A 23,277-nucleotide genomic window follows, 5' to 3' on the forward strand; every position below is an offset into this window, starting at 1 on the left:
ATTATAGCATAGATAACTTCTATTGATTCGAGAATCGCTCAATTTGTTTCTGGCTCACTTTCATCCCGTCACTCATCCTTGTAAACGGATAGAGTGCGGGACTTCTCGTTCGCGTTAGTTAAATTTTTTTCTGGACTGACAGCGTTGCTGATTTTTCGTGAATAAATAGCTCCACAGCCTGTATTTCCCCGAACATATCATTAATAATCTCCAGAGCTTTTTCCTGATCGTGCGCTTGATCTAGTTTTTCAAGTTGTCCTGCCAAGGTCTGGATTCGTAAAGCCCCCACATTCGCACTAGAACCTTTGAGATGATGTGCTTCACCCATAATTTTTGACCAATCATCTCTAGTAATTGCATCATGAATCTTTTCAATACGCTGCGAGACATCTTCAACATAAACATGCAAAACCTCAATCTCAAACTCGATATCTCCTTCTGATATTTGGTTAAGTTGTTCTAAGTTAACAGGTGAGTCTGGTGGTTGCTGATTCATATACATAAAAGCCTTACAGCGATTAGCTAGGCTACCTTAGCTTGTATCTGGCTAAACTACCATGTATACAATCCAAAAATCCAGTAAGTAGCTAGGTATAAGTAAACTAAAAAACTAGAAAGCTGCCCCGCTCGCGTAGCGGGCGGGGCAGCTTTCTAGTTTTAGGTTTTCAGTATGGTGAGCTACTTAACTAAAAAAGCTATTCAAAAGCATTTCAGGCGATCGCGATATCGATGTTAGAATGAGAAGCAATTGTAAAGATTTGCAACATCAACTATTTATTCAAAATTTATTGGATTTGGCGAGGCTTAGCCTTGTCAACCCTAATCTCATCAAAATTTAAACAAGACGAGTCATATTGACCATGCGTATCATTTTAATGACAGGAAAAGGCGGAGTGGGCAAAACTTCTGTCGCCGCAGCCACAGGTTTACGCTGTGCTGAATTGGGTTATAAAACTTTAGTCTTGAGTACCGATCCTGCTCACTCTCTTGCTGATAGTTTTATGGTCGAATTGGGGCATGATCCTAAAGAAGTCCGTCCCAACCTCTGGGGAGCGGAGTTAGATGCATTAAGAGAGCTAGAAGGCAACTGGGGTGCTGTCAAGCGTTACATTAGTGAAGTTCTTCAAGCGAGGGGTCTGGAGGGAGTTCAAGCTGAAGAATTGGCGATCTTACCTGGAATGGACGAGATTTTTGGTTTAGTGCGTGTTAAACGTCACTATGATGAAAAGGAATATGATGTTTTGGTAATTGACTCTGCACCCACGGGGACAGCCCTGAGACTGTTGTCTCTACCAGAAGTAGCAGGTTGGTATATGCGGAAGTTTTATAAGCCATTACAGGGAATGGCACAGGTTCTGAGTCCTGTATTTGAGCCTATTTTTAAGCGTGTGACTGGCTTCTCTTTGCCAAACAAAGAAGTAATGGATGCACCCTATGAGTTTTATGAAGAATTAGAAGCTCTAGAAAAAATCCTCACAGATAACACCACCACAACCGTCAGACTGGTGACTAATCCTGAAAAGATGGTGATTAATGAGTCCTTGAGAGCGCATTCCTATCTCAGTCTTTACAATGTTGCCACAGATATGGTGATTGCCAATCGGATTATTCCTGAAGAAGTGCAAGATCCATTCTTTAAGGCATGGAAAGACAATCAGAAGCAATATTGCGAACAAATTCATCGAGATTTCCATCCTCTGCCAATTAAGCAGATTCCACTTTATGCTGAAGAGATGTGTGGGATTGCTGCCCTAGAGCGCTTAAAAGAGACTCTATATGGCAATGAAGATCCTTCGCAAGTCTATTACAAAGAAAATACAATGCGCGTTGTTGAGGAGAATAAGCAGTATCGTTTAGAGTTGTATTTACCAGGTGTACCGAAAGAAAAGATTGAGCTAACTAAGACTGGTGATGAGCTAAACATCCGCATTGGCAATCATCGCCGTAATTTAGTATTACCTCAAGCTCTATCAGTTCTCCAAACCTCTGGGGCGAAAATGGAAGATGATTATCTGAAAATACGTTTTTCTACTCCTGTATAGGCGATTGTATAGTAGCCCCAGAGCTTTTCGCTTATTCGCAAACCTAAGGTTCTAAAGTTAACGTGAGTTTGACGAACTTTAGAACTCAGAATCTTTATAAATCAATAGTCTTGGGATCTAAGCATACAAGCAAATCCAAATTATTATTGAAAATAAAGTCAATAGACTGCAAATCTGTGATTTATTGACTCCATTCTCAACAGGTTTGAACACTTTTATACAACACGATTCCTTGTAATCTTTATTAGGCAAGGACTACAGCCATCAAAATTCATCGAACTGACGTTAAAACCAAAAAGATAAGTGGCGGCGCGAAGCGCCGCCACTTATCTTTTTGGTTTTGATTTGTCCTATCTATCTCTTGCGTTGCTATAGATAGCATGTTGGCGATACCAAGCGATCGTCTGATTTAAACCTTCACGGAAACCTACCTGTGCAGTGAAACCAAAAGCTTGTTTAGCTCTTTCCACATCGAGACAACGGCGAGGTTGTCCATTGGGTTTGTCCGTTTCCCAGACAATTTCGCCATCGTATCCCATTAATTCACAAATCAAATGGATCAAGTCCTTGATCGAAATCTCCGAGCCAGTACCAATATTTACAGGATCTGACTCGTTATAAGTCGCCGATGCCATAACGATTCCTCTGGCAGCATCTTCAGAATAGACAAATTCTCTAGTTGGTGTGCCATCACCCCATACCGAAATTTGGCGATCGCCTTTTTGTTGAGCCTCATAAACCTTACGAATCAGTGCAGGAATTACATGGGAGCTACGCGGATCAAAGTTATCTTCTGGCCCATAAAGATTAACGGGCAGTAGGTAAATACCATTAAATCCATACTGTTGACGATAGGACTGTAACTGCACTAGCAAAGCTTTTTTGGCGACCCCATAGGGAGCATTTGTGACTTCAGGATAGCCATTCCAGAGATCTTCTTCTTTAAATGGTATGGGTGTAAAGTTGGGATAGGCGCAGATTGTGCCAACACAGACAAATTTTTGGACGTTAGCTTGATAGGCGGCATGGATTAACTGCACACCCATCATTAGGTTGTCATAAAAAAGTTCGGCAGGTTTTTCACGGTTGAGTCCAATGCCGCCGACATGAGCCGCAAGGTGAATGATTAAGTCTTGATCTTGAACGACTTTTTCACAGACGGCAAGCGATCGCAAATCATCATCTTTTGATCTAGGTACAGTGATCAAATCTTGGTTGGCTCCTGCGGCGATCAGTTGGGCAATTACCTGCTTTCCTAAAAAGCCAGCACCACCAGTTACCAAAATCTTTTGATCTTTGAATTGTAGTTTTGATTGATTGTCTATCATAAAAATTTCTTCAGTAAAGTACGAGTAGATTAAAAGCCCTGCTGTGCAGGGCTTTTAATCTACCAAGTCGATGCTTGTCCAATATTTCTCAATGTGGCAATATCCTCAGAATGCGTGCCTTTAGGATTTGGCAAGCCCAATGCTTCTAAATCTGCATCTACCATTAGCTCAACTAAAGCCTTGAAGGTAACTTTAGGCTCCCAGCCTAGCTTTTGTTTTGCCTTAGTCGAGTCACCTAATAACAAATCCACTTCAGCAGGACGAAAATAGCGCGGATCAATCTCTACATAGTCTTCCCACTTGAGATTGACATATGCAAAAGCCTCTTCTAAAAACTCGCGTACTGAATGCGTTTCCCCCGTAGAGATTACATAGTCATCGGGCTTTTCCTGTTGCAGCATCAACCACATTGCCTCTACATAGTCTTTGGCATAGCCCCAATCCCTTTTAGAATCCAAATTACCTAAGTACAGTTTTTTCTGCTGATTAGCAACAATACGAGCGATCGCCCTTGTGATCTTTCGGGTGACAAAGGTTTCGCCGCGACGAGGCGACTCGTGATTAAACAAAATGCCATTACAAGCAAATAGCCCATAGGATTCGCGGTAATTAATCGTTTGCCAATGAGCATATACCTTGGCACAGGCATAGGGGCTACGTGGGTAAAAAGGAGTGTCTTCATTTTGGGGTACGGCTTGCACCAAGCCATACATCTCCGATGAGCCTGCTTGATAAAAACGAATTTCGCGAGTGTTGCGTTGTTGATAGTCACGCAATGCTTCTAGTAAACGTAAAGTTCCCATCCCCACTGCATCAACCGTATATTCAGGTGAGTCAAAACTAACGCGCACATGGGACTGAGCGCCGAGATTAAATACTTCGTGAGGTCGAACTGCTTCTAATATTCGACCTAAAGTTGTGCCGTCAGTCAAATCGCCATAGTGCAGGAATAATTTAGTTTCTGGTAGATGTGGATCTTGATACATATGATCAAGGCGATCGGTATTAATCGTCGAAGATCGACGAATGATGCCGTGGACTTCATATCCTTTATCCAATAGAAGTTCCGATAGATAAGATCCATCTTGACCAGTAATACCTGTGATTAAGGCACGTTTAGATTTACTCATGAAGTTGGTATTAAAAGGACTCAGATAAAAGTTTATATCATTAATAAAACGTGAGTTCTATATAGCCATTAGCGTCGTGCGAAGCACGACGTTAATGGCGAAAAATGGTAAGAATCGCAAAGCGATTCTTACCATTTTTCGCCTTCTTAGATCTTTCCTGCAATTTGGAGAAGAGTTACTTCCCAAACTAGTCGTGGTTGCACATAACGCGAGATTAATTCCCTTGCTTTATCGAGATGTTGCAAAACTGACTTCGATCTTTGCTGCTCCCAAAAATAATTTTGCAAATAATCAATCAGCCATAATTGCAAATCCACCTCTAGCTCCTTGGTGATTTGTTTGGCGATCGCCATGGCACTTTTGGCATCCTTAGGAATTTGACGTACTGAAGTTAATAGCTCGATGGGAATACTCTTAAAGCGATCAAAGGACTCGATCGCCTGACCTGCCGATCCTTGCGCCAAGGCAACTACTTCGGGCGGAATATCTGTATGACCTTCGCGGGTGAGGACTTCCTGCATTTGCGCTTGATTTAGTCTTGTGAAGGGGATACGTTGGCAGCGCGAAACTAGAGTTGGCAAAATCGAACCAGCATCGGGAACGATCAAAATTATGGTGGCATACAGCGGTTCTTCGAGGGTCTTGAGCAGACTATTAGCGGCAGACTCTGCCATCGATTGCGCTTCTTCGAGAATCACTACCGATCGCTGACATTCGAGGGGCGATCGGCTGACAAACTCGCTGATTTCGCGGACTTGCTCGATCCTGATCTGAGGCAAAGCGCGTCGCTTGAGTCCTGCTGCGTCGGCTTCCTTTGCCGTGAGCATTTTGCCTTTGTCTAAATAGGTCGGCTCTACCCACAGCAAATCGGGATGATTGCGATCGCTTAATCGATGAGCAGATTTGCGATCGCCTAATAAAATTTCGGCAAACGCGGATGCAGTTTTACTACGCCCCACGCCACTCGTACCCGCAAATAAGTAAGCAGGAGCAATGCGATTACGTTGAATCGCAGCCTTTAATAAGGCGATCGCTTGACTTTGACCAACGACCGCATCAAAGGGCGAATTTATGGGTAGCGGCAAATTTGGGAGTGACACCTCTAGTCATTCCACTGATCTTGTAATGATCTTTGGGCGCTGACTCCTACTGGGTAGCGACGATGACGCTGCCCTGAATCAAGCGAATCAACATTGCGTCGTCTCAGCCACCATCGAATCGCTTCATCGACGATCGCCGCAGGGTTGTTGGATATTTCCAGTAGCTCAGTTAGTAATTCTGGGGCAATGTCCACTTTATAGACGAGTTCATCGGTGAGATCGATGGCTGGTGGATTGGCTTGATTAGTCTCGGTGATGGATTCTGATGCAGATGGCAAAGGTTGATTAATGGGTTCGGAGAGAGTCTGACTAAGATTTATTTCACTATTAGCTGAATCATTTGCTACTGCATCAGTTGAATTCAGATTATTTTTGTTTACTTGGAGTTTGCTCATATTGAGGATCGTGAACATCATGAGGATAAGTCCGAACTGAAAAAGTCCAATCATCAAGAGCAGTTTGTCTGGAGACCAAAATTCATCCATAAATTTTTGGGATCAGCTTATTAGCCTTTTTCCTAATCATTCCACTCGCCGCGAGGTGGCACAACGGGATTCATCGTTAGGGGACGGGAGCGATCTGCTTCTTTGATCGCTCGACGCTGCAACCATTGACGGATCGCCGTATCGATCGCCTGTTCAGGATCATTGGTGACTTCACCAAGCTCAGCAAGTAAAGCAGGATCGATGTCTATACTCTTTAGCACCTCATTAAATACTGCTTCATTAGCCGATTGGTTTATTTGCGGTTCGTTAGCGTTATCTTCTGGCATATGAGTTTTTAAATTAACTGGCACTAAATTTACTTGACACTATCCAGATTTTACCCAGATTTGTTACCTTCTGAATGTGCAGAGCGATCACAATCGTAGTTTTGCAATGATAAAACCCAAGCAGTGATTAGCGGCGTGGTGTGTCGTCAATCACTGCTTGAGTTTTGGATCTGCAAGACTTTGCATAGAATATGGGGTTTTGATGACCAAAAACTATGTATTCTGGAATAACATTACAGTCTCCTGTTTATCACCCGTTAGCATCCATGTCTTCACTTCAGGTCACACGCGGTACTCGCGATATCCTTGCTCCCGAAATTTATTATTGGCAGCAGTTAGAGACAACTGCGCGTCAAATCCTTGCCCAAGCCGCCTATACCGAGATTCGCACACCCATTTTTGAAGCAACTGAGCTATTTGCGCGGGGCATCGGTGAAGCTACAGATATTGTCGGCAAGGAAATGTATACCTTTAACGATCGCGGCGATCGCTCTCTGACTTTGCGACCTGAAGGCACGGCAGGAGTGGCGCGATCCTATATCGAAAATAAGTTATTTGCTCAAGGTGGCGTACAGCGTCTTTGGTACATGGGCGCAATGTTTCGCTATGAGCGTCCGCAAGCAGGTCGTCAGCGTCAATTTCACCAGTTGGGTGTTGAAGTATTAGGTAGCGCCGATCCGCGTGCCGATGCTGAAGCGATCGCGATCGCCAGTGATTTTTTGCAAGCTGTCGGGTTAACCGATCTTGTGGTGGATCTTAACTCGGTGGGCAGTGCGGAAGATCGGGTTGTCTATCGTCAATCCCTAGTGGATTATTTCACGCCTTTTGTGGATGAAATTGATGCTGATTCTCGCGATCGCCTGACTCGCAATCCTTTACGAATTCTCGATAGCAAAGATAAGCGCACCCAAGAAATTTCCCAAGATGCACCGAGCATTCTCGATTATTTAAGCCCTGAATCGCAACAACACTTTGAGAAAGTCAAAAGTCTATTAACGGATTTGCAGATTTCCTATCGCATCAATTCGCGTCTAGTGCGTGGCTTAGACTATTACACTCGTACCGCCTTTGAAATTCAATCCAATCAGTTGGGCGCACAGTCAGCAGTCTGTGGTGGTGGACGTTACGATCGCCTAATTGCAGAACTTGGCGGCGCGGATGTGCCTGCGGTAGGTTGGGCGATCGGTCTAGAGCGTTTGGTCATTCTCATGCAGCAGGTTGCTGAACAAAAACAAGCGGCGATCGATTTCTATGTGATTTCGCGAGGCGACCAAGCAGAAGCTAAGTCTCTATCCATTGCTCAAATTCTCCGTAAAGCAGGATTTACAGTAGAACTTGATGTTAGTGGTGCGAAGTTTGACAAACAATTCAAACGGGCAAGTAATGCCAATGCTAAAGCCGCTATTGTTATCGGTGATAGCGAAATCGAAGCAGGGCAAGTCCAAATCAAATGGCTAGAGTCTGGCGAACAGGAAGCGATCGCGATCGCTGATCTAAGTGACAGTTTTGAGGTGTTAAGACAAAAGTTAAAGATTATTACTAAGTAGCTCACCATAATTAAAACCTAGAAAGCTGTGCCACCCGCTACGCGGATGGCACAGCTTTCTAGGTTTTTAGTTTACTTATGCCTAGCTACTTATTGCTTGACCTAATCCATAACCTAATCAATAAAGTCCCCAGCGTAACCACACCACATAAAATCGCCAAAATCCAATTCTTAGGGGTCCAGTCTACCGCACCAAGATAATTGGAACCGATCGCAATGGTATGTACTGAAGCTAGTACCAAAGCAGGAACCGAGAGCAAATGCACATAGCGCCAAGATTTACCTAGTTTCGCCATCATCCAATCAGAGCTAGTGAGAGCAGCAGGAGCCATCAGTGCGATCGCGATCGCGCCAATCCAGATCGAGATTTGGTGCTGCGGAATCATGAAGGATAAAGCATCAAAGTTCCATTGAAAAGTATGCTCAATCTTATGGAAAGTATGGGCAAGGGATAGAACAAATGCACCAACACCGATCGCTCGACGATAGGTCATTAAAACTGAACCAGCTTTACAAATATGTCTGAGAGGACGGGCGGCAAGGGCAAGGATCAGTAAAATCAAACCTGCATGACCCGTGTAGTCCACCATGTCACTAGTTCGCAATAGCGTTAAGATCCCAATAGTGAGAGTAATCCAGCCACCCATGCGAAATAACTGACTGCGGCGATCTCGGCTCAACAATCCTGCAAAGACACCCATACCGAGCATTGATGGCAAAGTTCCTAATCCAAATGCCAACATCGTCAGAGCCCCCTGCATCATATCGCCAGTTTCCGCCGCCTTAATCTGAGCCGTGTAGAGAAAACCACAGGGAATCAATCCCCATGTCATGCCGAGTAAAGCTGGAGTTAATGGATGGGAATGCAGCGATAGTTTCATCATCGCGGAGCTAAGACGTTGATGCAGTCCCGCTAGAGCCATAGGATTGATAAATGGAAGAGTAGGCAAACCTTCTGGCTTAATCTGGACAAGTCCCATCCATACCAAAAGCACACCTGTCAAAATCGCAAGCCAACGCCGCAGATCGCTTTCTAAACCTGCTAACTGTCCACTAGCCACTAGCACCGAACCGATCGCACCAATGGCAGCTCCCGCGATCGCATAGCTGAAGATCCTGCCAATGTTCAGCAATGTATGAAAGTACAAGTACTGTTGCCAAGCTTGAGGATGATTTTGGGAGTTGCTATCTTTGCCTGAAAGTGAAAAAGCGACGGTCAATGGACCACACATCCCCACACAATGACCGAAACTCCCTAAAAAACCTAAAGCAGCAACAAGCAATAAATCTAGCATTCTTTATTTATAGCGCTTTGCGCTGAATTATTTTTAAAACCAGTGTTACTACGTAGAACAAAGATAGTCATCATGTTTCCATGTCATCCTGCAAGAAGATTTGAAGACCAAATCCCTACATTATTGCAATGGTAGGGGCTTGGTCTCCAAGCCCCAATCGCTACTCTCAAAAAATCTCTTGATTTTGGCTTGAGCGCAAATTGATATCTATCTACCCACATTAGTCGTAAAGGTTAATTCAAAGGGGGAGAAGTCTGCTCCTTCCGTTGGGGAACCACTCAAGTGCAGTTCATATCTTCCTACTTGGGGAAATATGACTTCCATACTCGGTAATCCCAAATAGCGCTCAATAATTGACAAAGGATTAGCCACCGTAAATTTGATGTTGCGATCGGTCAGCGATCGCACTTCTAACCGACAATTGCATTTTCCGTAAGGGATAAGCTCGCCACCGCGTCTGGTGAGCGCAATCCAGATTCTCGATTTTTTACCCGCAACAGGGCGATCATTTGGTTCGATATGGATTGTGCCGCCTACCCCTTGAGAAGTTTTGACTTCATGGGCAATGCGAACAGGCGATGAAAATTTGGCTAGGTGAGAACCGTTGATATTAGAAGCAGTAGATAAATGCAAGTTGAATAGGATAGAAGCTACTTCAAACATTGATTAATGATAATTCTTAATTATTGAGGTTTGACAACGCCACAAGCAATCCGAGTTTTATAGTCAACATTGGGAATTGTTGATTTTCCATTTGCACCTGCATGAATGACGATCGCAGTGCCGCCTTGCTTTAGTAAAGAGTTACGCCCCGTACCCAGTGTTAATTCTGGCAGGGTCGCCGTCAAAGTTCCTGACCCATCCTGCTTAACCATGATATTTGGCAAATCACCCGCAGGCTTATGTTGATCAGATCCATGCTTCATATCCTCATGTTTGTAATGAGTATGATGATGATGTTTGTTATGCATATGATGAAGACTGCGATCATGGGAATCATCCACGGGCGATCGCTTGGGATCAAAATGATGTCCTGCTGACTTAAAGTCTGGCGCTTCACATTTACCATTTTCATGTAAATGCACCATATGCTCTCCCTGAGCGAGTTTTTGAACTTGCAGAGTTACCTTCACGCCTGAAGCAGATTGAGTAAAAGTCGCAGTTCCTACAAGTTCGCCCTTAGCATTAAAAATCTGTGAGTTAGCGCTGGGTTTCAAAGTTTTAGAAATAGCTGGACTAGTCAGAGTTGCCATTGTGATTAGAGGCAGAAAAACTACGAACTTAGAAGCAAATTTAGCTTGAAATTGATACTTATTTAAATGAATCATACGATCTACTTTCCCTCACCTTAAAATATGAATTGTTTGAAGTTAAGCCGCGTATTGCGCGGCTTAACTCACTTCTTTATGCTTTTGGCCAACCGTTCTGAGATTGTTCGAGTACATAGTTAGCAACTAGACTAATTTCTTCATCCTTAAGTTTTTTCCCAAAGGCAGGCATTGCACCTTTACCCTTAACAACTTGCAGAGAAATAGCTTCAACCGTGTTCTTGCCATATTTTTCCAAGGCATCTGCTTTCAAGGTTTTTGCAGCAACTACGTTGTTTTTGCCACCTGCATGACATTGAGCGCAATTATTGTTAAAGATTTTTGCACCTGCGGACACTTCCGCAAAAGCTGGTTGACCGAAAGCAAGACTCACCAAAATTGTTAAGGCGATCGCGAGAATAGAAAAAATGCGTTTCATAGTTATTTAGTCCTTAAATATTCACGAAAAATAAGGGCAAAGCTATAGCTGATGCCCTACGCGGCTTAGCCGCAAAGTCGAGTTGAATTTTAGTCTGAATGTATGATGACGGTATTTGCTCTAGCCGTCAAAAGACAGTCCGTCAAACAAAGCTCCAAAAGAAAATGGCGGCGCTTCGCGCCGCCATTTTCTTTTGGGTTTATTGCTATAGCGCACCGTCTCTAGACGGCTAACCCTACCTCAATCTTAGGTAGGATCAACAATTGCAGTGGGATCGCTGTGATAAGCTAACAATGTTAGTGTCATTAACACGAATAAACATGGATCGACCTTCTCGCTCTGTTCCCCAAGCCGCACAAGCCGCCTATTCAGGGGATTCGTCATACGGACGCACACCGCCGCCTGACTTACCTTCGCTACTGCTAAAAGAGCGGATTATTTACTTTGGGTTGCCTCTTGTATCTCCCGACGAATACAAACAGCAGCTTGGTGTCGATGTTACAGAATTGCTCATCGCCCAACTTTTATATTTACAATACGAAGATCCCGAAAAACCGATTTTCCTGTATATCAACTCCACAGGGACTTCTTGGTACACAGGTGATGCGATCGGGTTTGAAACCGAAGCTTTTGCCATCTGTGACACACTCAACTATATTAAGCCTCCCGTCCATACCATCTGCCTTGGACAAGCCATGGGGACAGCCGCAATGATCCTCGCCTGCGGAACTAAAGGTTTCCGAGCGAGCTTGCCTAATGCCACGATTGTCCTCCACCAAGCTCGCCGCCAAACCAGAGGACAAGCCTCTGACTTGCAGATTCAAGCTAAGGAAGTACTGACCAATCGCGAAGCAATGCTGAGAATCCTGTCTCGGACTACAGGTAAGTCACCTGAGGTACTTACCAAAGATATGGATCGGATGTTTTATATGACTCCTGAGCAAGCTAAAGAATACGGGTTAATTGATCGCGTACTCGAAAGTACTAAAGATTTGCCTAAAGCAGTTCCAGCACTTGTTTAAGCAATTAGCTGTTAGCAATTAGCTGTTAGCTGTTAGCTGTTAGCTCAGTTAATTTTACAGTCCATAGCTAAAAGCTAAAAGCCAAAAGCCAAAAGCTAAAAGCTAAAAGCTAAAAGCCAAAAGCCAACCAATTACCAATTACCAAAAACCTATGCCTATCGGTGTTCCTAGAGTTCCCTATCGCTATCCTGGTGACTCATATACGCAGTGGATTAGCATCTACGAGCGCCTGTCAATGGAGCGAATTATTTTCCTGAGTGGAGAAGTTTCGGATGGGATGGCAAATTCGATCATTGCTCGATTGCTCTACTTTGATTCTGAAGACCAATCCAAAGATATCTACATGTATATCAACTCTCCTGGTGGCTCAGTTTCCGCAGGATTGGCAATTTTCGACACGATGCAGCATATTAAGGCTGATGTAACCACCATTTGTGTTGGACTGGCAGCTTCAATGGGTTCATATCTATTGATGGCTGGAGCTAAGGGTAAGCGTTACGCTCTGCCCAATGCTCGAATTATGATTCATCAGCCGTCAGGTGGGACTCGTGGTCAAGCGTCCGACATTGAGATTGAGGCACGAGAAATCATTCGGATTCGCCATAAGCTGAATGGAGAATATGCTAAGCGGACAGGACAGCCCCTAGAGAAGATCGAGCGTGATATGAATCGCGACTATTACATGTCTTCAGAAGAATCTCTTGCCTACGGATTGATCGATCGCGTTCTTGATTCACCACAATCAGTTTAATGAAAACAAAAAAGATGTAATGATGCGTAGCATCATTACATCTTTTTTGTTAAGGCAGAGTGCAGTAATTATTTTTTCTATTGGAATACAATCGGATCATCTAGATTTTGACAGAAGTCGATAAATGATGGCGCACTTTCGCTACCATCGGCAAATTCAGCCTTAATCCATTGTTTGCACAATTGATTGTCAGTGGAACTGTCCCAAACCATCTTGGCATTCTCCCCTGAACCAATGCCTGAGCCAATATCAAACTGTCCCCAAGTCTTTTCTGGCTCACCCACCATCAACTTTTTGATTGTCGAATTGCTATTATTCTTAACGTAGAAATACCATTGATCAGCAGAAGCAGAAGAAACATTTGCCACTAGACTCAAGGCAAGTACACTAGCAGAAATCAAAAAACTTTGTTTAACCACTGTCTTAAACTCTCTAAAGAAGCTCTTACTAAGAATATAAACTATAAAATCTGATTTGCAACATACACTGAGATTCTTATAACTTTTTATAACTTTTGATGTGGTTTAGCTATGACTTTTATAGTTCAATCAATCCAATATCAGCCTTATCAATTGGCTTTCCGCGAACCCTTTCAAACTGCGACGGGTATACTTCTAAATCGTGAAGGTTTTGTGATTGAGATTCGCGATCGCCGATCTGATTATCAAGTTCAGCATATTGGCTTAGGTGAGTCTGCGCCACTTTATGGTTTCGGAATGGAATCTTTGCGCGAGACAGAACAAGTCTTAAAAGAAGCTCAGCGATCGCTGATTAATGCAGAAATCAAAAACCTCAAAGATATTGAGAATGTACTTGCAAAATATGTTTGCACTCCTGCGGCAAAACATGGAATTGAATTAGCATTACTCAATTTATTATCACAAGTGCAAGGTATTTCCATTTCTCAATTGTTAGCTAATTCTTTTTCGGGAATAGTGCGAGATCAAGTTACAGTTAATGCGGTGATTGGAGCGATCTCTCCTGAATTAGCTGCCACAAAAGCAAGGGAATATATAGAACAAGGTTATCACTGTCTCAAAATCAAGGTGGGAACACAGGATTTTGAAATGGATTTGCAAAGAGTAGAAGCAGTGCGATCGCAGATTGGGAATGATATCCAAATTCGGATTGATGCGAATCAAGGATGGTTAGTCGAGGAGGCGATCGCTAATTTAAAAAAACTGGAATTTTTACAAATCGAATATGTCGAGCAACCTGTTGTTGCTTCCGATTTGGCAGGTATGGCGGTGGTCAGGCGATCTCAATCAATTCCCATTGCGGCTGATGAATCTGTCAATAATCTTGCCCAATTGCAGCAAGTGATTAAGTCTCAGGCTGCGGATATTATTATTCTCAAGCCTATGGCGTTAGGCGGAATTATCACGGCAAATCGTGCAGCAGCGATCGCTTTCCAAGCTGGCTTAGATGTAGTGGTAACAACAACTATCGACGGAGCGATCGCTCGACAAGCTGCCTATGACCTAGCTGCCGCTTTGCCAATTCAACGAGCTTGCGGTTTGGCTACAGGACATTTGTTAATAGAGAATTAGCGCGAAGCGCTAATTCTCTATTTTATTTGTCACTTCGAGATGTGCCAGACTCTTGGAAAATCTGAATAGCATTGAGCGGATCGCTGCTAAAAGTACCAGAGCGATTAACTTTCTGGGGAGAAGCGTTGTAATTACCAGGGATAACGGGTTGGATCTCTTCAACGTCAAAATTAATATTTTGAATCTTGAGATTAGAGTTTGGTAAATCTCTTTCTATCGAAAACTGATCAGTATTGGTGGGCGAAATCGGCTGACCTTGGGCAGGACGTAAGCGATCGGCATCGCCTAGTTGAGGCTGTTGTGCCGAGACTGGACTAATTGCAGTGCTGGCGATCGCTAAAAAGGCGATCGCTGAAAATTGAGAAATGCGTTGATAATGTCTGTTCATAAATTCCTCGCATTAGCAGTCAGAGACGTTAACTACAATAATTGCTCATTATATTGGACAAATCAAAACTCGAATAGGTTGCGGCGGGGCGAAGCCCCGCCGCAACCTATTCGGTTTTTAAAGATACGCTTAAATTGCCAGCTCTAATCTTTAGGTTTAAGCGCATTTTTAAAGCCTAAAACCAGCAAAATATTGGTCATTGTTAAAAACGACTCTGCACTTCCATGTAACCAATCAACATTAGCTAAGGCTTCGTTATATTGTGTCTGAGCATAAATCCCTGCGGGAATCGTAATCGCCACAAAAACTAACGTGCCATAAAATCCCCAAAGTCCCAGTTTAGGAAATTGCTTTGATTTAGTAGCAAACCAGAGAAAAGCAAGATAGGGGAAAAGAGACAATCCAAATAAGGCTTCTTTGGGCATCGGTTCTGGTTAGATAAGCTTAGGTAATCAAGATTAGAATAAATTTAGTGACAGAATTATTAGATCTCAGCAATAATGTTCCTGTCACACCAACAAAGTGATTGTCAATAAAACCACTAAAGATTGAAAACTTGCACAAATCACTAAATTTTCATATAGCACCTAATTAATACTTCTTTCTAAATTTACCTAGTCTGCAAGAAAGTATTTGCTTACACTTCACACTCTATTTCACACTACTGTGCTATGTTGAAAATAATAAATATTGGGTAATATATTTCTACCCATTGGTCTAAGTGTGATCGTTTTTTCTAAAAATTTTAAGAAGGATGTAACCAGTGGTTACCTTTAATCCATTTACTGCACCACCACCTGAAGAAGTGCCATTAAAGGATGCACCTCTTATTCGAGTAATTGCACAGGTGAGATTTCCACCTATTCTCTCTATAGAGAAGAGAGATTTTGTTGGGGCATTTCAAGAGTCAATTCGCGATAACTACCCCATTCTACAACCAGAACAAACTAAAGGATTTGCTTTTGATGACCAAGGCGTTGTTCCAATCATTCCTCAATTAACTTGGCGTTTTGTAGACGTAGTAGATAACTGGAATTGGAGAGTTTCGCTTGCACCTAGTTTTGTCGCACTTGAAACAACTGCTTATTTAAGTCGCTATGATTTTTTAAAGCGTCTACAAAGTGTACTTATTGCTCTTAATGAAAATTTTAAGCCCGCAAGTATTGATCGATTTGGGTTGCGATATATCGATAGAGTTGTTGGTCAAAATTTGCAAGATATATCCTTACTTGTAAAGCCTCAGATAGCTGGAATGATATCTACTGATTTTAGAGAGTACATCTATCAAACTATCAATGAATCTTTGTTAATTAGTCCAGATAGCGGTGAACAAATTGTTGCAAGATGGGGATCTTTACCTAGTGGAGTGACTTTTGATCCTAGTGCAATTGCCCCCATTGCTGAACCCAGCTGGATTCTTGATTTGGATATGTCACTTTCAAAAAATCGAGGGTTTAATATTGAATCTTTGATACTTGAAGGACAGAATTTCTCTGAAAGAATTTATACTTTTTTCCGATGGGCAGTAAATAATGATTTTTTGAGGCGTTTTGGAGGTGAATTATGACTATTATGTTAAGGGAGAATCCCGAGCTACTATCAGTTACCTCTGCGCTTGAAACTATAAGACAAGAAAAAAATTATTACTCTAGAGCTTTTATATTTCATTCTGGCACAACTGCTTGTACCGTAACCGCCGAGCAAAATCTTCTAGCTACGGTAGAGATGACAACTAGCGGGATAAGCTTGCCATCAACCACTTCGCCAGAAGCCACACAAAAATCTCTTAGCGAATTGCGAAGATTAAGTGGGCTAACTTGGGATCAGCTTGCCAAACTTTTTAATGTTTCACGCAGAAGTCTTCATTTTTGGGCAAGTGGGCAACCTCTATCTAGCTTTAACGAAGAGCATCTGAATCGCCTATTAAGTACCATCCAATACATTGATCGAGGAAGTGCCAGTCTTAATCGGACTTTGTTAATGAAACCTGACAATAATGGTAATCTACTTTTTGATCTTTTAATTGCAGGTCAATACGAAAAATTCAAGCAGATCGTTGGTACTAATAATGCGCCCCAAAAAGCACAATTAGGCTCTTTATCAAGGAATGTTTATAAAGCACGTATGCCTCAGAATCCAGCAGATCTGGTTGATGCTCTTCAAGATCCTATCCATCGTGAAGTTGGAGAATATAGAATCGCTAGAGTTGCAAGGAGCCGAAAAAATAGTAGTGGTCAATGAGCATGAAGTTTGGGTTCAGGCAGTAGATTTTGCTCTGAGAGATTGGAGTCAAGGTGATTGTGTAATTGGCGAACAATGGTTTGTTTTTCGATTCAATCCTCAATGTCCTTTGACTCCTGAATCTATTGATGTAGCACAAGAGGATGCTGATCTTACAGAATCCAAGGTTAAAGGGCTGGTTGTAGTCACACAAACTTGTGATATTGTCCGTTCTTGCAAAGAGAGACCATTTGTTGAGGTTGTACCTCTAGTAGAAGTTGGAACGCAACTTTTGTCCGAGATTAAGCGAATTAGACGACCTCGATATGCTTACATTCCAGGGGTTGAAGAGTTTAATCTTGTCGCTGACTTAGATCTCGTAATGACAGTAGAGAAAGGAGTTGTAGCACAGTGGAACCGCAAACTGGGTTGTCCTACCGATGATGATGTTAGATCATTTGGACAAGCTCTGGCACGGAAGCGCAGTAGATTTGCATTCCCCGATGACTTTAATGATTTTGCCAAGAAACTTCAAACCCGTCTAAGAGATAAACATAGCAAAGCTACAGATGAAGGCGAAGCGCTTCGTGCTTTACGGGAGATTAGAGTACGTGCAGAACCTTCTTGGAGTGACTCTCAAGTTCATTTGCTGTTTTGGTTTATTCGTCATGAAGATCAGATACAGTTTAAAGGAATAGAATGGAATCAGCTTCTTAAACAGTGGTTAAAATTAATTCCTGATACTGGAAGATTCTATGTAGACGGTTTGGTAGTGGCTTTAGAAGACATGACAGCGAAAGATTATATTGAGAGTGATTCGCTTGATCTAGATCATTTATCCTCATAATGTAAAGAATATAATTTTTTTACATAAAAATATCGGAATTAGATGGCATAATATTAAGCAAAAATCGATAGACACTAATCTGATCGCGCAACTTTCCAAATAAAATAGGCAGCGATCGCCAAAGTACTATTGCCGATTAAGGTTAAAGCAGCTTGTACCGTCACTAGCCATTCTAACGAATCAGCATTATCAAAAAAGTGCCAAGTCACCGCACACATGGCGCTAACCAAAGCAGGAAACATCGCCCATGCTAAGTTGCGCCATCCGCGATCGGGATTTTGCTTGTCATATTGCCAAATGAGCCAAATGGCTAGAGTCCATTCGATCACGCTAGAAATATGGATGACCCATGTGGGTAAAGACAAAGAGTGCATGGTGATTCTATAAATTTTTTGCATAGGCGGCGCAAAGCGCCGCCTATGGGGTTAATGTTTTGCTTCGCGCATGGTTAGAAATTCGCGAATTTGCCGATCGCTTGGTTGAGCAGAGATTGCTCCCATATCTAAGGTGGTTAAGGCACCTGCGGCACAGGCATAAGCAATCACTTCATTGGCAAATTTAGGATCGAGCAAATTGGTCAGAGGACGGTGATAGATTTTATGAATGAATGCGGCTAAAAAAGCATCGCCTGCGCCAGTTGTATCGATTGAATGAACTGGATAAACAGCATGTTTACCCTGCTTTTCACCTAAGTAGTAACGACAATCTTGATCGCCATTAGTGATCAAAATTCCTTCTAGATGGCTATAGGCTTGGGCGATCGCGGCGGGACTAGTTAACCGAAATAGTAGCTTTGCCTCATCCTCAGTCATTTTCAGAAAATCAGTGTATTTCAGTAAAACTGGCAAGAGTTTAGCTACCTGCTCAGGATTTTTCCAGAACATCGCTCGCCAATTAACATCAACTACTACCTTTACAAAATTTTCCTCGGCAAGTTTTAGCGCTCGACCGATCGCCCTTGATGTCTGTGGATTTGCTAAACCCAATGTCCCTAATACTAAAAATTTAGCATCCGCAAATAAATGCTCAGGCAAATGCTCCGCAGACATCAAGGTGTCGGCAAATACCGTATTCGCATCACCATTGAAGCGATCAAAACTGCGATCGCCATGAGCATCACGGGTGACATAAACCTCACGGGTAGTAGATTCAGGATGCACTTGCACGCCTGAAGTTTCTACACCTGCGGCCCCCAATTGTTTGAGTAAATCAGTTCCTGCGGCATCTTGACCAACGCAGCTAATCAAACTGACAGGAGTGCCTAGCTTAGCTAAGCCACAGGCGACATTAGCAGGCGCTCCACCAAAATATGGTTTCCAAGAACTGACTTGGTCATAGGGAACCCCAATATCTTCAGCTATTTGATCAATTAAAACTTCGCCAAGGCAAATTACACGCGGCATAGGCGGACTTTACGAGGACAGTTTGGACTTTCGCGATTCAATGATAGCAATAGCTGCATCCACTTTATCGGGAAATACCACAACTAAACTACTTTGAGGGGCGCTATCCAAGGCGGCTGTGATAGCTTCCGATTCGTCAAGAATTGTAATACAGGGGATATTACTATCCACTTCTTCGACTCCTTGACGCAACAGGTCGGCAACCACACGAGGGGTACGTCCCCGCAAATCCTTGTCTTCTTTAATAAAAATGCGACTAAACATGGTTGCCGCTAGTTGTCCTAGCTCAATGATGTCTTCATCGCGGCGATCGCCTGGTGCGCCAATCACACCGATCGCTTCACCTTCCCATTTTTGAATAAAATCGGCGATCGCTTTAAATCCCGCAGGATTATGCGCGTAATCAACCAGCGCGTGATACTTGCCCAAGTCAAACAAATTCATCCGTCCAGGGGTCTGCTCACTAGAAGCTACAAAGGTGGCTAAACCTTGACGAATCTGCTCGATCTGCACATCCTGAGCAAAGGCAGCTAAACTTGCAGCGAGTGAATTTTGAATATTAAAGGCAGCACGTCCACCAAGGGTAAGAGGCACGTTTACCGCCTTTTCAATCCGCAATTTCCAATCACCCTTCAAAATTGTCAGAAACTCGTCTTCATAGACTGCGGCAAGTCCACCTTCAGCAATATGGGACTTAATCAATGGGTTCTCAGGATTCATACTGAAATACGCAACCTTGGACTGTAGCTCTTGAGCCATGGCAACCACCAAGGGATCATCCGCATTCAGTACTGCATAGCCGCTCGGTAGAGCTGTCTTCACAACTACGCTCTTGAGTTGGGCAAGGTCTTCAATTGTGTCAATGTCACCAATACCAAGGTGATCGGCGGCGACGTTCATCACTACACCGACATCGCAGCCATCAAAGCCTAAACCCGATCGCAAGATGCCACCTCTAGCGGTTTCTAAGATCGCCACTTCAACCGTGGGATCGCGAAGAATGACTTGAGCGCTATAGGGACCAGTCGTATCGCCTTTCTCGACTAAGCATTCACCGATGTAGATCCCGTCGGTAGTGGTGTAGCCAACTCGCTTACCAGTCTGCTTGAAGATATGAGCAATTAGGCGCGTGGTAGTGGTTTTGCCATTTGTCCCTGTGATCGCAACGATGGGAACACGGGTAGGCGATCCCGATGGGAACAGCATATCAATAACAGGTGCAGCCACATTGCGCGGTGTGCCAATACTTGGCGCGGTATGCATTCTGAACCCAGGTGCAGCATTTACCTCCACGATCGCCCCATCAGTTTGGCGCACAGGCAAGGAAATATCTTCAGTGACCATATCGATCCCCGCAATATCCAAACCAATAATTCTTGCCACGCGCTCGGCTAGCCAGATGTTTTCAGGATGAATCTCATCGGTGCGATCAACTGATACACCACCTGTACTTAAGTTGGCAGTTGCCTTGAGATAACAGATTTGTCCCTTGGGTGGTACAGATTCTAGCGTAAATCCTTGCCTGACAAGAATATCCATGCTGGTGCGATCAATCTCGATACGGGTCAAGACGTTATCATGCCCATCACCACGGCGGGGGTCTTGGTTGGTAATTTCGATTAATTGTGAGATCGTAGAGACTCCATCACCTGTGATGTTGGCAGGAACGCGCTCAGCAACGGCGACGAATTTGCCATCGATCACCAGTATGCGATGATCGCGACCTGTGTGGAAGCGCTCAATAATTACTTCTTCGGAAACTTCTTGCGCCATGTCAAAGGCGGCGATCGCTTCTTTAACGGTACGCACATCAATAGTGATCCCGCGTCCATGATTGCCATTTAAGGGCTTGATTACAATCGGAAAGCCGCCAACTTCAGCGATCGCATCTTCTAGATATTTAGGCGATCGGATCGTTGTTCCCCTTGGCACAGGTATTCCCGAAGCCCGCAAAATGCTCTTTGTGCCTTCCTTATCACAGGCTAGCTCTACCGCTAAGATCCCCGTTTTATTAGATAAAGTAGCCTGAATCCGACTCTGATAGACCCCATAGCCCAGTTGGATCATGGCACGACTACCAAGCTCTAACCAAGGGATATTTCTTGCCTTGGCTTCAGCGACAATTGACTCAGTGCTTGGACCCAATTGACCATCAAGGCGAATATCCCTTAAATCCTTGAGATCCTCTTGTAGCTCAGTAGTTGCATAGGTTCCCGTTTCTAAGATACTGGTGCAAATCCGTATGGCTGCACGGGCGGCATATCTTCCTGCGCCCTCGGTCTGATATTCAAATACGACTTGACAGACATTTTTTTCAACAGTCTGTCTAATTGCTCCGAAATCGACCTTCATCCCCACATAGCCTTGAAGTGCGATCGCAATATCTTTAACAATTTCTGCTAAAAAATCAGCGTCACCAATATCTGATCGATGAGCTATATCTTTCCCCGCAAGGCTTGGCAACACTTTGCATAAATTTTGATAAAAGCTAGCTCGTTGTACTTGAAAATCCTCTAAATCTAATCGTACAACTACAAGCTGATGTCGTTGGATACTCCAATAATTTGGACCACGTAATGTCTGGATTTTGAGAATTTTCATAGTCAAGCGTTTTTAAAGGTGCATCCAATGCCTAAATGTCCAGTATCTAATCCTAGCGATCTTGTGGATCTTCATTTTGTATAAATTGAACCAAAATTAGATCAGTTAACAATAACTTCATTAAGTCTTTAGGTGAGGTTTTATTAGTATATTTTGCTAAGGAAAATCACAATTCACTATTCAAACTCTGCCAAGAAAGCAGTTTCAATTATGAATCTGTGCCCCGATTACTGAAGCTAAGTCAAGCAATCGAGCCTCACAACTAAATAGACTCATCTGTATGTTGATGCTGCTGTGGTAAAGTCTCAATCCGACCGGGAATCGGCTTTTGCGTTGGCTGCAAACCCGACAACATGCGTGAGAGTTGTAAACCATCGAGGACAGGTTTTGTCTCCCGAATCTTATGCCAAACTGAACGCGCCATCAGCAAGGAATGTCCTTGACGTTGGGCATGAATACTTTCTAAGTAATCTTCACGTTCGGGTTGATAATCAGCAGAAGATAGTTGGAGACTGACCTGCTCAGATAATTTATCAGAAGATTGCTTCGTGACAATTCGTGCAATTTGTGAAGTTAGCTCTGGATAAAGCCATGTGTAGGCGGGATGAACCGTAAGTTGGCAATGATGAACTAGTTTTTCATTGGTTTGATTAACGGTTGGGCGCTGCAATAGCAGATAAAAGTAACCGATCGCCGCTTTGCGCTGTGGCTCATAGACATAGCCTGACACGTCCTGCAAATGATTAATTAGCAAGGAACTGTGATTAACCAGTTTGTCGATCGTTTTTGCCCGAAAATCATCAACATTGAGATCGTAAACTTGGCGAATATGTGGAGGCATTGCGGCGGTATCAAGTTGATAAAGCAAGCTAGCATCCGCATTACTGACGGGCATTAAATTTGGCAGATCTGGAGAATGTTGGGCGAGTTCGTGCAGACTTGCTGTATCAATTTCCCAATCAGTAAATTGGGCGAGGGGCTGAAAGCCATTCTGACGATAGAGGGCGATCGTATCTTTTTGGTTAATGTCAACCTGCAATACCCAAGTTCTTGCCTCTAGGCAGGATTCGAGGCAATAGCGAATCAGTTGTGTCCCGACGTTGTGTTGACCATTCTGAGCTTCAGGCAGAACCACAACGCGATCAATCTGCCAAGTACTACTGTTGTTATTAAAAGGGGAAACCCGAATAAAGCCTTGGATGATGCCATTACATTCGGAGACATAGGCTCTCACATAGGGCTTGAGCAGGGTTTGCACAGGCGCAGGTAACCAACTGGCTAGCTGGTGTAAGCTGATTTTTTGGCGGCTGCGACAACCGCTAAGATCGCTGACCGCAATCTGTTCGAGATCATTGGGCGATGCAAATCGCTGAATAAACTCTAAGTCGCGATGTTGTAGCGGACGGATCGTGTTACCAAGCACTGGAAAAGGTTGCATAGCTGCTTATGCCAGAGAAAGAATTGATAAAGCCTAGGGATATGAGCTTGAAATATGAGGATCTAGCTTGGGATCGCTTTAAAAACCAGAACAACCCA

General features: G+C 43.4%; 25 protein-coding genes. 8 read left to right on the top strand and 17 right to left on the bottom strand.

The window, feature by feature from the left end; translation table 11 throughout:
* Positions 1-118: 118 nt before the first annotated feature.
* Positions 119-496: an Hpt domain-containing protein gene (locus tag VB775_RS16930; protein ID WP_281006840.1), complete on the bottom strand. Its 378-nt coding sequence runs from the start codon at positions 494-496 to the stop codon at positions 119-121.
* 364 nt (positions 497-860) lie between these two features.
* Here VB775_RS16930 and VB775_RS16935 point away from each other — a divergent pair, with 364 nt between their 5' ends.
* Complete coding sequence (locus tag VB775_RS16935; RefSeq protein ID WP_281006841.1) at positions 861-2,042, top strand: TRC40/GET3/ArsA family transport-energizing ATPase; 1,182 nt, start codon at positions 861-863, stop codon at positions 2,040-2,042.
* A gap of 350 nt (positions 2,043-2,392) precedes the next feature.
* Here VB775_RS16935 and VB775_RS16940 read toward each other — a convergent pair whose 3' ends face one another.
* The 5 genes from VB775_RS16940 to VB775_RS16960 all read right to left on the bottom strand — a co-directional run bounded on the left by VB775_RS16940 (position 2,393) and on the right by VB775_RS16960 (position 6,372).
* Positions 2,393-3,370 (bottom strand): GDP-L-fucose synthase family protein, encoded by a 978-nt coding sequence (locus VB775_RS16940; RefSeq protein ID WP_281006842.1) that lies wholly within the window; start codon positions 3,368-3,370, stop codon positions 2,393-2,395.
* 59 nt (positions 3,371-3,429) lie between these two features.
* On the bottom strand, positions 3,430-4,500 hold the full coding sequence (gmd, locus tag VB775_RS16945; RefSeq protein ID WP_281006843.1) for a GDP-mannose 4,6-dehydratase: 1,071 nt from the start codon (positions 4,498-4,500) through the stop codon (positions 3,430-3,432).
* A 146-nt stretch (positions 4,501-4,646) separates the two neighbouring features.
* Complete coding sequence (locus VB775_RS16950) at positions 4,647-5,600, bottom strand: DNA polymerase III subunit delta' (RefSeq protein ID WP_281006844.1); 954 nt, start codon at positions 5,598-5,600, stop codon at positions 4,647-4,649.
* 2 nt (positions 5,601-5,602) lie between these two features.
* A complete protein-coding gene (locus tag VB775_RS16955) occupies positions 5,603-6,085 on the bottom strand; it encodes a hypothetical protein (protein ID WP_281006845.1) in 483 nt (160 codons plus the stop codon).
* 32 nt (positions 6,086-6,117) lie between these two features.
* Positions 6,118-6,372: a hypothetical protein gene (locus VB775_RS16960; protein WP_199288714.1), complete on the bottom strand. Its 255-nt coding sequence runs from the start codon at positions 6,370-6,372 to the stop codon at positions 6,118-6,120.
* Positions 6,373-6,638: 266 nt separating this feature from the next.
* On the opposite strand from VB775_RS16960, the gene hisS reads away from it, so the two are divergent.
* Positions 6,639-7,919 carry a histidine--tRNA ligase gene (gene hisS / locus VB775_RS16965; RefSeq protein WP_281009442.1) on the top strand — a complete coding sequence of 427 codons (1,281 nt, stop codon included), beginning with the start codon at positions 6,639-6,641 and terminating at the stop codon, positions 7,917-7,919.
* 85 nt (positions 7,920-8,004) lie between these two features.
* Here the strand turns inward: hisS and VB775_RS16970 are convergent, their stop codons facing one another.
* From VB775_RS16970 to petJ, 4 genes are all read right to left on the bottom strand, one after another.
* Positions 8,005-9,213 (bottom strand): sulfite exporter TauE/SafE family protein, encoded by a 1,209-nt coding sequence (locus VB775_RS16970; RefSeq protein WP_281006846.1) that lies wholly within the window; start codon positions 9,211-9,213, stop codon positions 8,005-8,007.
* Between the two features lie 207 nt (positions 9,214-9,420).
* On the bottom strand, positions 9,421-9,876 hold the full coding sequence (locus VB775_RS16975; protein ID WP_281006847.1) for a hypothetical protein: 456 nt from the start codon (positions 9,874-9,876) through the stop codon (positions 9,421-9,423).
* Between the two features lie 20 nt (positions 9,877-9,896).
* Positions 9,897-10,541, bottom strand: coding sequence for a superoxide dismutase family protein (locus VB775_RS16980; protein WP_281006848.1), 645 nt, complete (start codon positions 10,539-10,541; stop codon positions 9,897-9,899).
* A 76-nt stretch (positions 10,542-10,617) separates the two neighbouring features.
* Positions 10,618-10,959, bottom strand: a complete 342-nt coding sequence (petJ, locus tag VB775_RS16985; protein WP_281006849.1) for a cytochrome c6 PetJ — start codon at positions 10,957-10,959, stop codon at positions 10,618-10,620.
* A 320-nt stretch (positions 10,960-11,279) separates the two neighbouring features.
* Between petJ and VB775_RS16990 the strand changes: the two genes are divergently transcribed.
* Both VB775_RS16990 and VB775_RS16995 read left to right on the top strand, forming a co-directional pair.
* Positions 11,280-11,981: an ATP-dependent Clp protease proteolytic subunit gene (locus VB775_RS16990; RefSeq protein WP_094532815.1), complete on the top strand. Its 702-nt coding sequence runs from the start codon at positions 11,280-11,282 to the stop codon at positions 11,979-11,981.
* A gap of 151 nt (positions 11,982-12,132) precedes the next feature.
* Positions 12,133-12,732: an ATP-dependent Clp protease proteolytic subunit gene (locus VB775_RS16995; protein WP_281006850.1), complete on the top strand. Its 600-nt coding sequence runs from the start codon at positions 12,133-12,135 to the stop codon at positions 12,730-12,732.
* A gap of 77 nt (positions 12,733-12,809) precedes the next feature.
* On the opposite strand, the gene VB775_RS17000 is transcribed toward VB775_RS16995, so the two are convergent.
* Positions 12,810-13,151, bottom strand: a complete 342-nt coding sequence (locus tag VB775_RS17000; RefSeq protein ID WP_281006851.1) for a hypothetical protein — start codon at positions 13,149-13,151, stop codon at positions 12,810-12,812.
* Positions 13,152-13,262: 111 nt separating this feature from the next.
* Between VB775_RS17000 and menC the strand changes: the two genes are divergently transcribed.
* The gene (menC, locus tag VB775_RS17005; protein ID WP_281006852.1) at positions 13,263-14,282 is read left to right on the top strand and encodes an o-succinylbenzoate synthase; all 1,020 of its coding nucleotides are present in this window, start codon (positions 13,263-13,265) and stop codon (positions 14,280-14,282) included.
* Positions 14,283-14,304: 22 nt separating this feature from the next.
* Here the strand turns inward: menC and VB775_RS17010 are convergent, their stop codons facing one another.
* Entirely contained in the window at positions 14,305-14,670 is a 366-nt protein-coding gene (locus tag VB775_RS17010) for a hypothetical protein (RefSeq protein WP_281006853.1), read from the bottom strand.
* 143 nt (positions 14,671-14,813) lie between these two features.
* On the bottom strand, positions 14,814-15,095 hold the full coding sequence (locus VB775_RS17015) for a DUF3593 domain-containing protein (RefSeq protein ID WP_281006854.1): 282 nt from the start codon (positions 15,093-15,095) through the stop codon (positions 14,814-14,816).
* Positions 15,096-15,433: 338 nt separating this feature from the next.
* Between VB775_RS17015 and VB775_RS17020 the strand changes: the two genes are divergently transcribed.
* From VB775_RS17020 to VB775_RS17030, 3 genes are read left to right on the top strand one after another with little or no spacing between them, the layout of a single operon-like run.
* Positions 15,434-16,237 (top strand): TIGR04255 family protein, encoded by an 804-nt coding sequence (locus tag VB775_RS17020; protein ID WP_281006855.1) that lies wholly within the window; start codon positions 15,434-15,436, stop codon positions 16,235-16,237.
* Positions 16,234-16,911 carry a hypothetical protein gene (locus VB775_RS17025; RefSeq protein ID WP_281006856.1) on the top strand — a complete coding sequence of 226 codons (678 nt, stop codon included), beginning with the start codon at positions 16,234-16,236 and terminating at the stop codon, positions 16,909-16,911. The genes VB775_RS17020 and VB775_RS17025 overlap by 4 nt, the downstream gene beginning before the upstream one ends.
* A complete protein-coding gene (locus VB775_RS17030; RefSeq protein WP_281006857.1) occupies positions 16,823-17,737 on the top strand; it encodes a hypothetical protein in 915 nt (304 codons plus the stop codon). Before VB775_RS17025 ends, VB775_RS17030 begins: the two co-directional genes overlap by 89 nt.
* Positions 17,738-17,811: 74 nt before the next feature.
* On the opposite strand, the gene VB775_RS17035 is transcribed toward VB775_RS17030, so the two are convergent.
* From VB775_RS17035 to VB775_RS17050, 4 genes are all read right to left on the bottom strand, one after another.
* Entirely contained in the window at positions 17,812-18,111 is a 300-nt protein-coding gene (locus VB775_RS17035; RefSeq protein WP_281006858.1) for a DUF2499 domain-containing protein, read from the bottom strand.
* Between the two features lie 51 nt (positions 18,112-18,162).
* Entirely contained in the window at positions 18,163-19,140 is a 978-nt protein-coding gene (locus tag VB775_RS17040; RefSeq protein WP_190580153.1) for a carbohydrate kinase family protein, read from the bottom strand.
* Between the two features lie 9 nt (positions 19,141-19,149).
* A complete protein-coding gene (cphA, locus tag VB775_RS17045; RefSeq protein ID WP_281006859.1) occupies positions 19,150-21,741 on the bottom strand; it encodes a cyanophycin synthetase in 2,592 nt (863 codons plus the stop codon).
* A 262-nt stretch (positions 21,742-22,003) separates the two neighbouring features.
* Positions 22,004-23,179, bottom strand: a complete 1,176-nt coding sequence (locus VB775_RS17050; protein WP_281006860.1) for a GNAT family N-acetyltransferase — start codon at positions 23,177-23,179, stop codon at positions 22,004-22,006.
* Positions 23,180-23,277: the final 98 nt, after the last annotated feature.

It is taken from the genome of Pseudanabaena sp. CCNP1317 (assembly GCF_034931345.1).
In the GTDB taxonomy this organism is placed as follows: domain Bacteria; phylum Cyanobacteriota; class Cyanobacteriia; order Pseudanabaenales; family Pseudanabaenaceae; genus Pseudanabaena; species Pseudanabaena galeata.

Coding starts and splice junctions, on each gene's coding strand:
- VB775_RS16930 (WP_281006840.1), bottom strand. CDS start 496: ATGAATCAGCAACCACCAGACTCACCTGTTAACTTAGAACAACTTAAC.
- VB775_RS16935 (WP_281006841.1), top strand. CDS start 861: ATGCGTATCATTTTAATGACAGGAAAAGGCGGAGTGGGCAAAACTTCT.
- VB775_RS16940 (WP_281006842.1), bottom strand. CDS start 3,370: ATGATAGACAATCAATCAAAACTACAATTCAAAGATCAAAAGATTTTG.
- gmd (WP_281006843.1), bottom strand. CDS start 4,500: ATGAGTAAATCTAAACGTGCCTTAATCACAGGTATTACTGGTCAAGAT.
- VB775_RS16955 (WP_281006845.1), bottom strand. CDS start 6,085: ATGGATGAATTTTGGTCTCCAGACAAACTGCTCTTGATGATTGGACTT.
- VB775_RS16960 (WP_199288714.1), bottom strand. CDS start 6,372: ATGCCAGAAGATAACGCTAACGAACCGCAAATAAACCAATCGGCTAAT.
- hisS (WP_281009442.1), top strand. CDS start 6,639: ATGTCTTCACTTCAGGTCACACGCGGTACTCGCGATATCCTTGCTCCC.
- VB775_RS16970 (WP_281006846.1), bottom strand. CDS start 9,213: ATGCTAGATTTATTGCTTGTTGCTGCTTTAGGTTTTTTAGGGAGTTTC.
- VB775_RS16975 (WP_281006847.1), bottom strand. CDS start 9,876: ATGTTTGAAGTAGCTTCTATCCTATTCAACTTGCATTTATCTACTGCT.
- VB775_RS16980 (WP_281006848.1), bottom strand. CDS start 10,541: ATGATTCATTTAAATAAGTATCAATTTCAAGCTAAATTTGCTTCTAAG.
- petJ (WP_281006849.1), bottom strand. CDS start 10,959: ATGAAACGCATTTTTTCTATTCTCGCGATCGCCTTAACAATTTTGGTG.
- VB775_RS16990 (WP_094532815.1), top strand. CDS start 11,280: ATGGATCGACCTTCTCGCTCTGTTCCCCAAGCCGCACAAGCCGCCTAT.
- VB775_RS16995 (WP_281006850.1), top strand. CDS start 12,133: ATGCCTATCGGTGTTCCTAGAGTTCCCTATCGCTATCCTGGTGACTCA.
- menC (WP_281006852.1), top strand. CDS start 13,263: ATGACTTTTATAGTTCAATCAATCCAATATCAGCCTTATCAATTGGCT.
- VB775_RS17010 (WP_281006853.1), bottom strand. CDS start 14,670: ATGAACAGACATTATCAACGCATTTCTCAATTTTCAGCGATCGCCTTT.
- VB775_RS17015 (WP_281006854.1), bottom strand. CDS start 15,095: ATGCCCAAAGAAGCCTTATTTGGATTGTCTCTTTTCCCCTATCTTGCT.
- VB775_RS17025 (WP_281006856.1), top strand. CDS start 16,234: ATGACTATTATGTTAAGGGAGAATCCCGAGCTACTATCAGTTACCTCT.
- VB775_RS17030 (WP_281006857.1), top strand. CDS start 16,823: ATGCTCTTCAAGATCCTATCCATCGTGAAGTTGGAGAATATAGAATCG.
- VB775_RS17035 (WP_281006858.1), bottom strand. CDS start 18,111: ATGCACTCTTTGTCTTTACCCACATGGGTCATCCATATTTCTAGCGTG.
- VB775_RS17040 (WP_190580153.1), bottom strand. CDS start 19,140: ATGCCGCGTGTAATTTGCCTTGGCGAAGTTTTAATTGATCAAATAGCT.
- cphA (WP_281006859.1), bottom strand. CDS start 21,741: ATGAAAATTCTCAAAATCCAGACATTACGTGGTCCAAATTATTGGAGT.
- VB775_RS17050 (WP_281006860.1), bottom strand. CDS start 23,179: ATGCAACCTTTTCCAGTGCTTGGTAACACGATCCGTCCGCTACAACAT.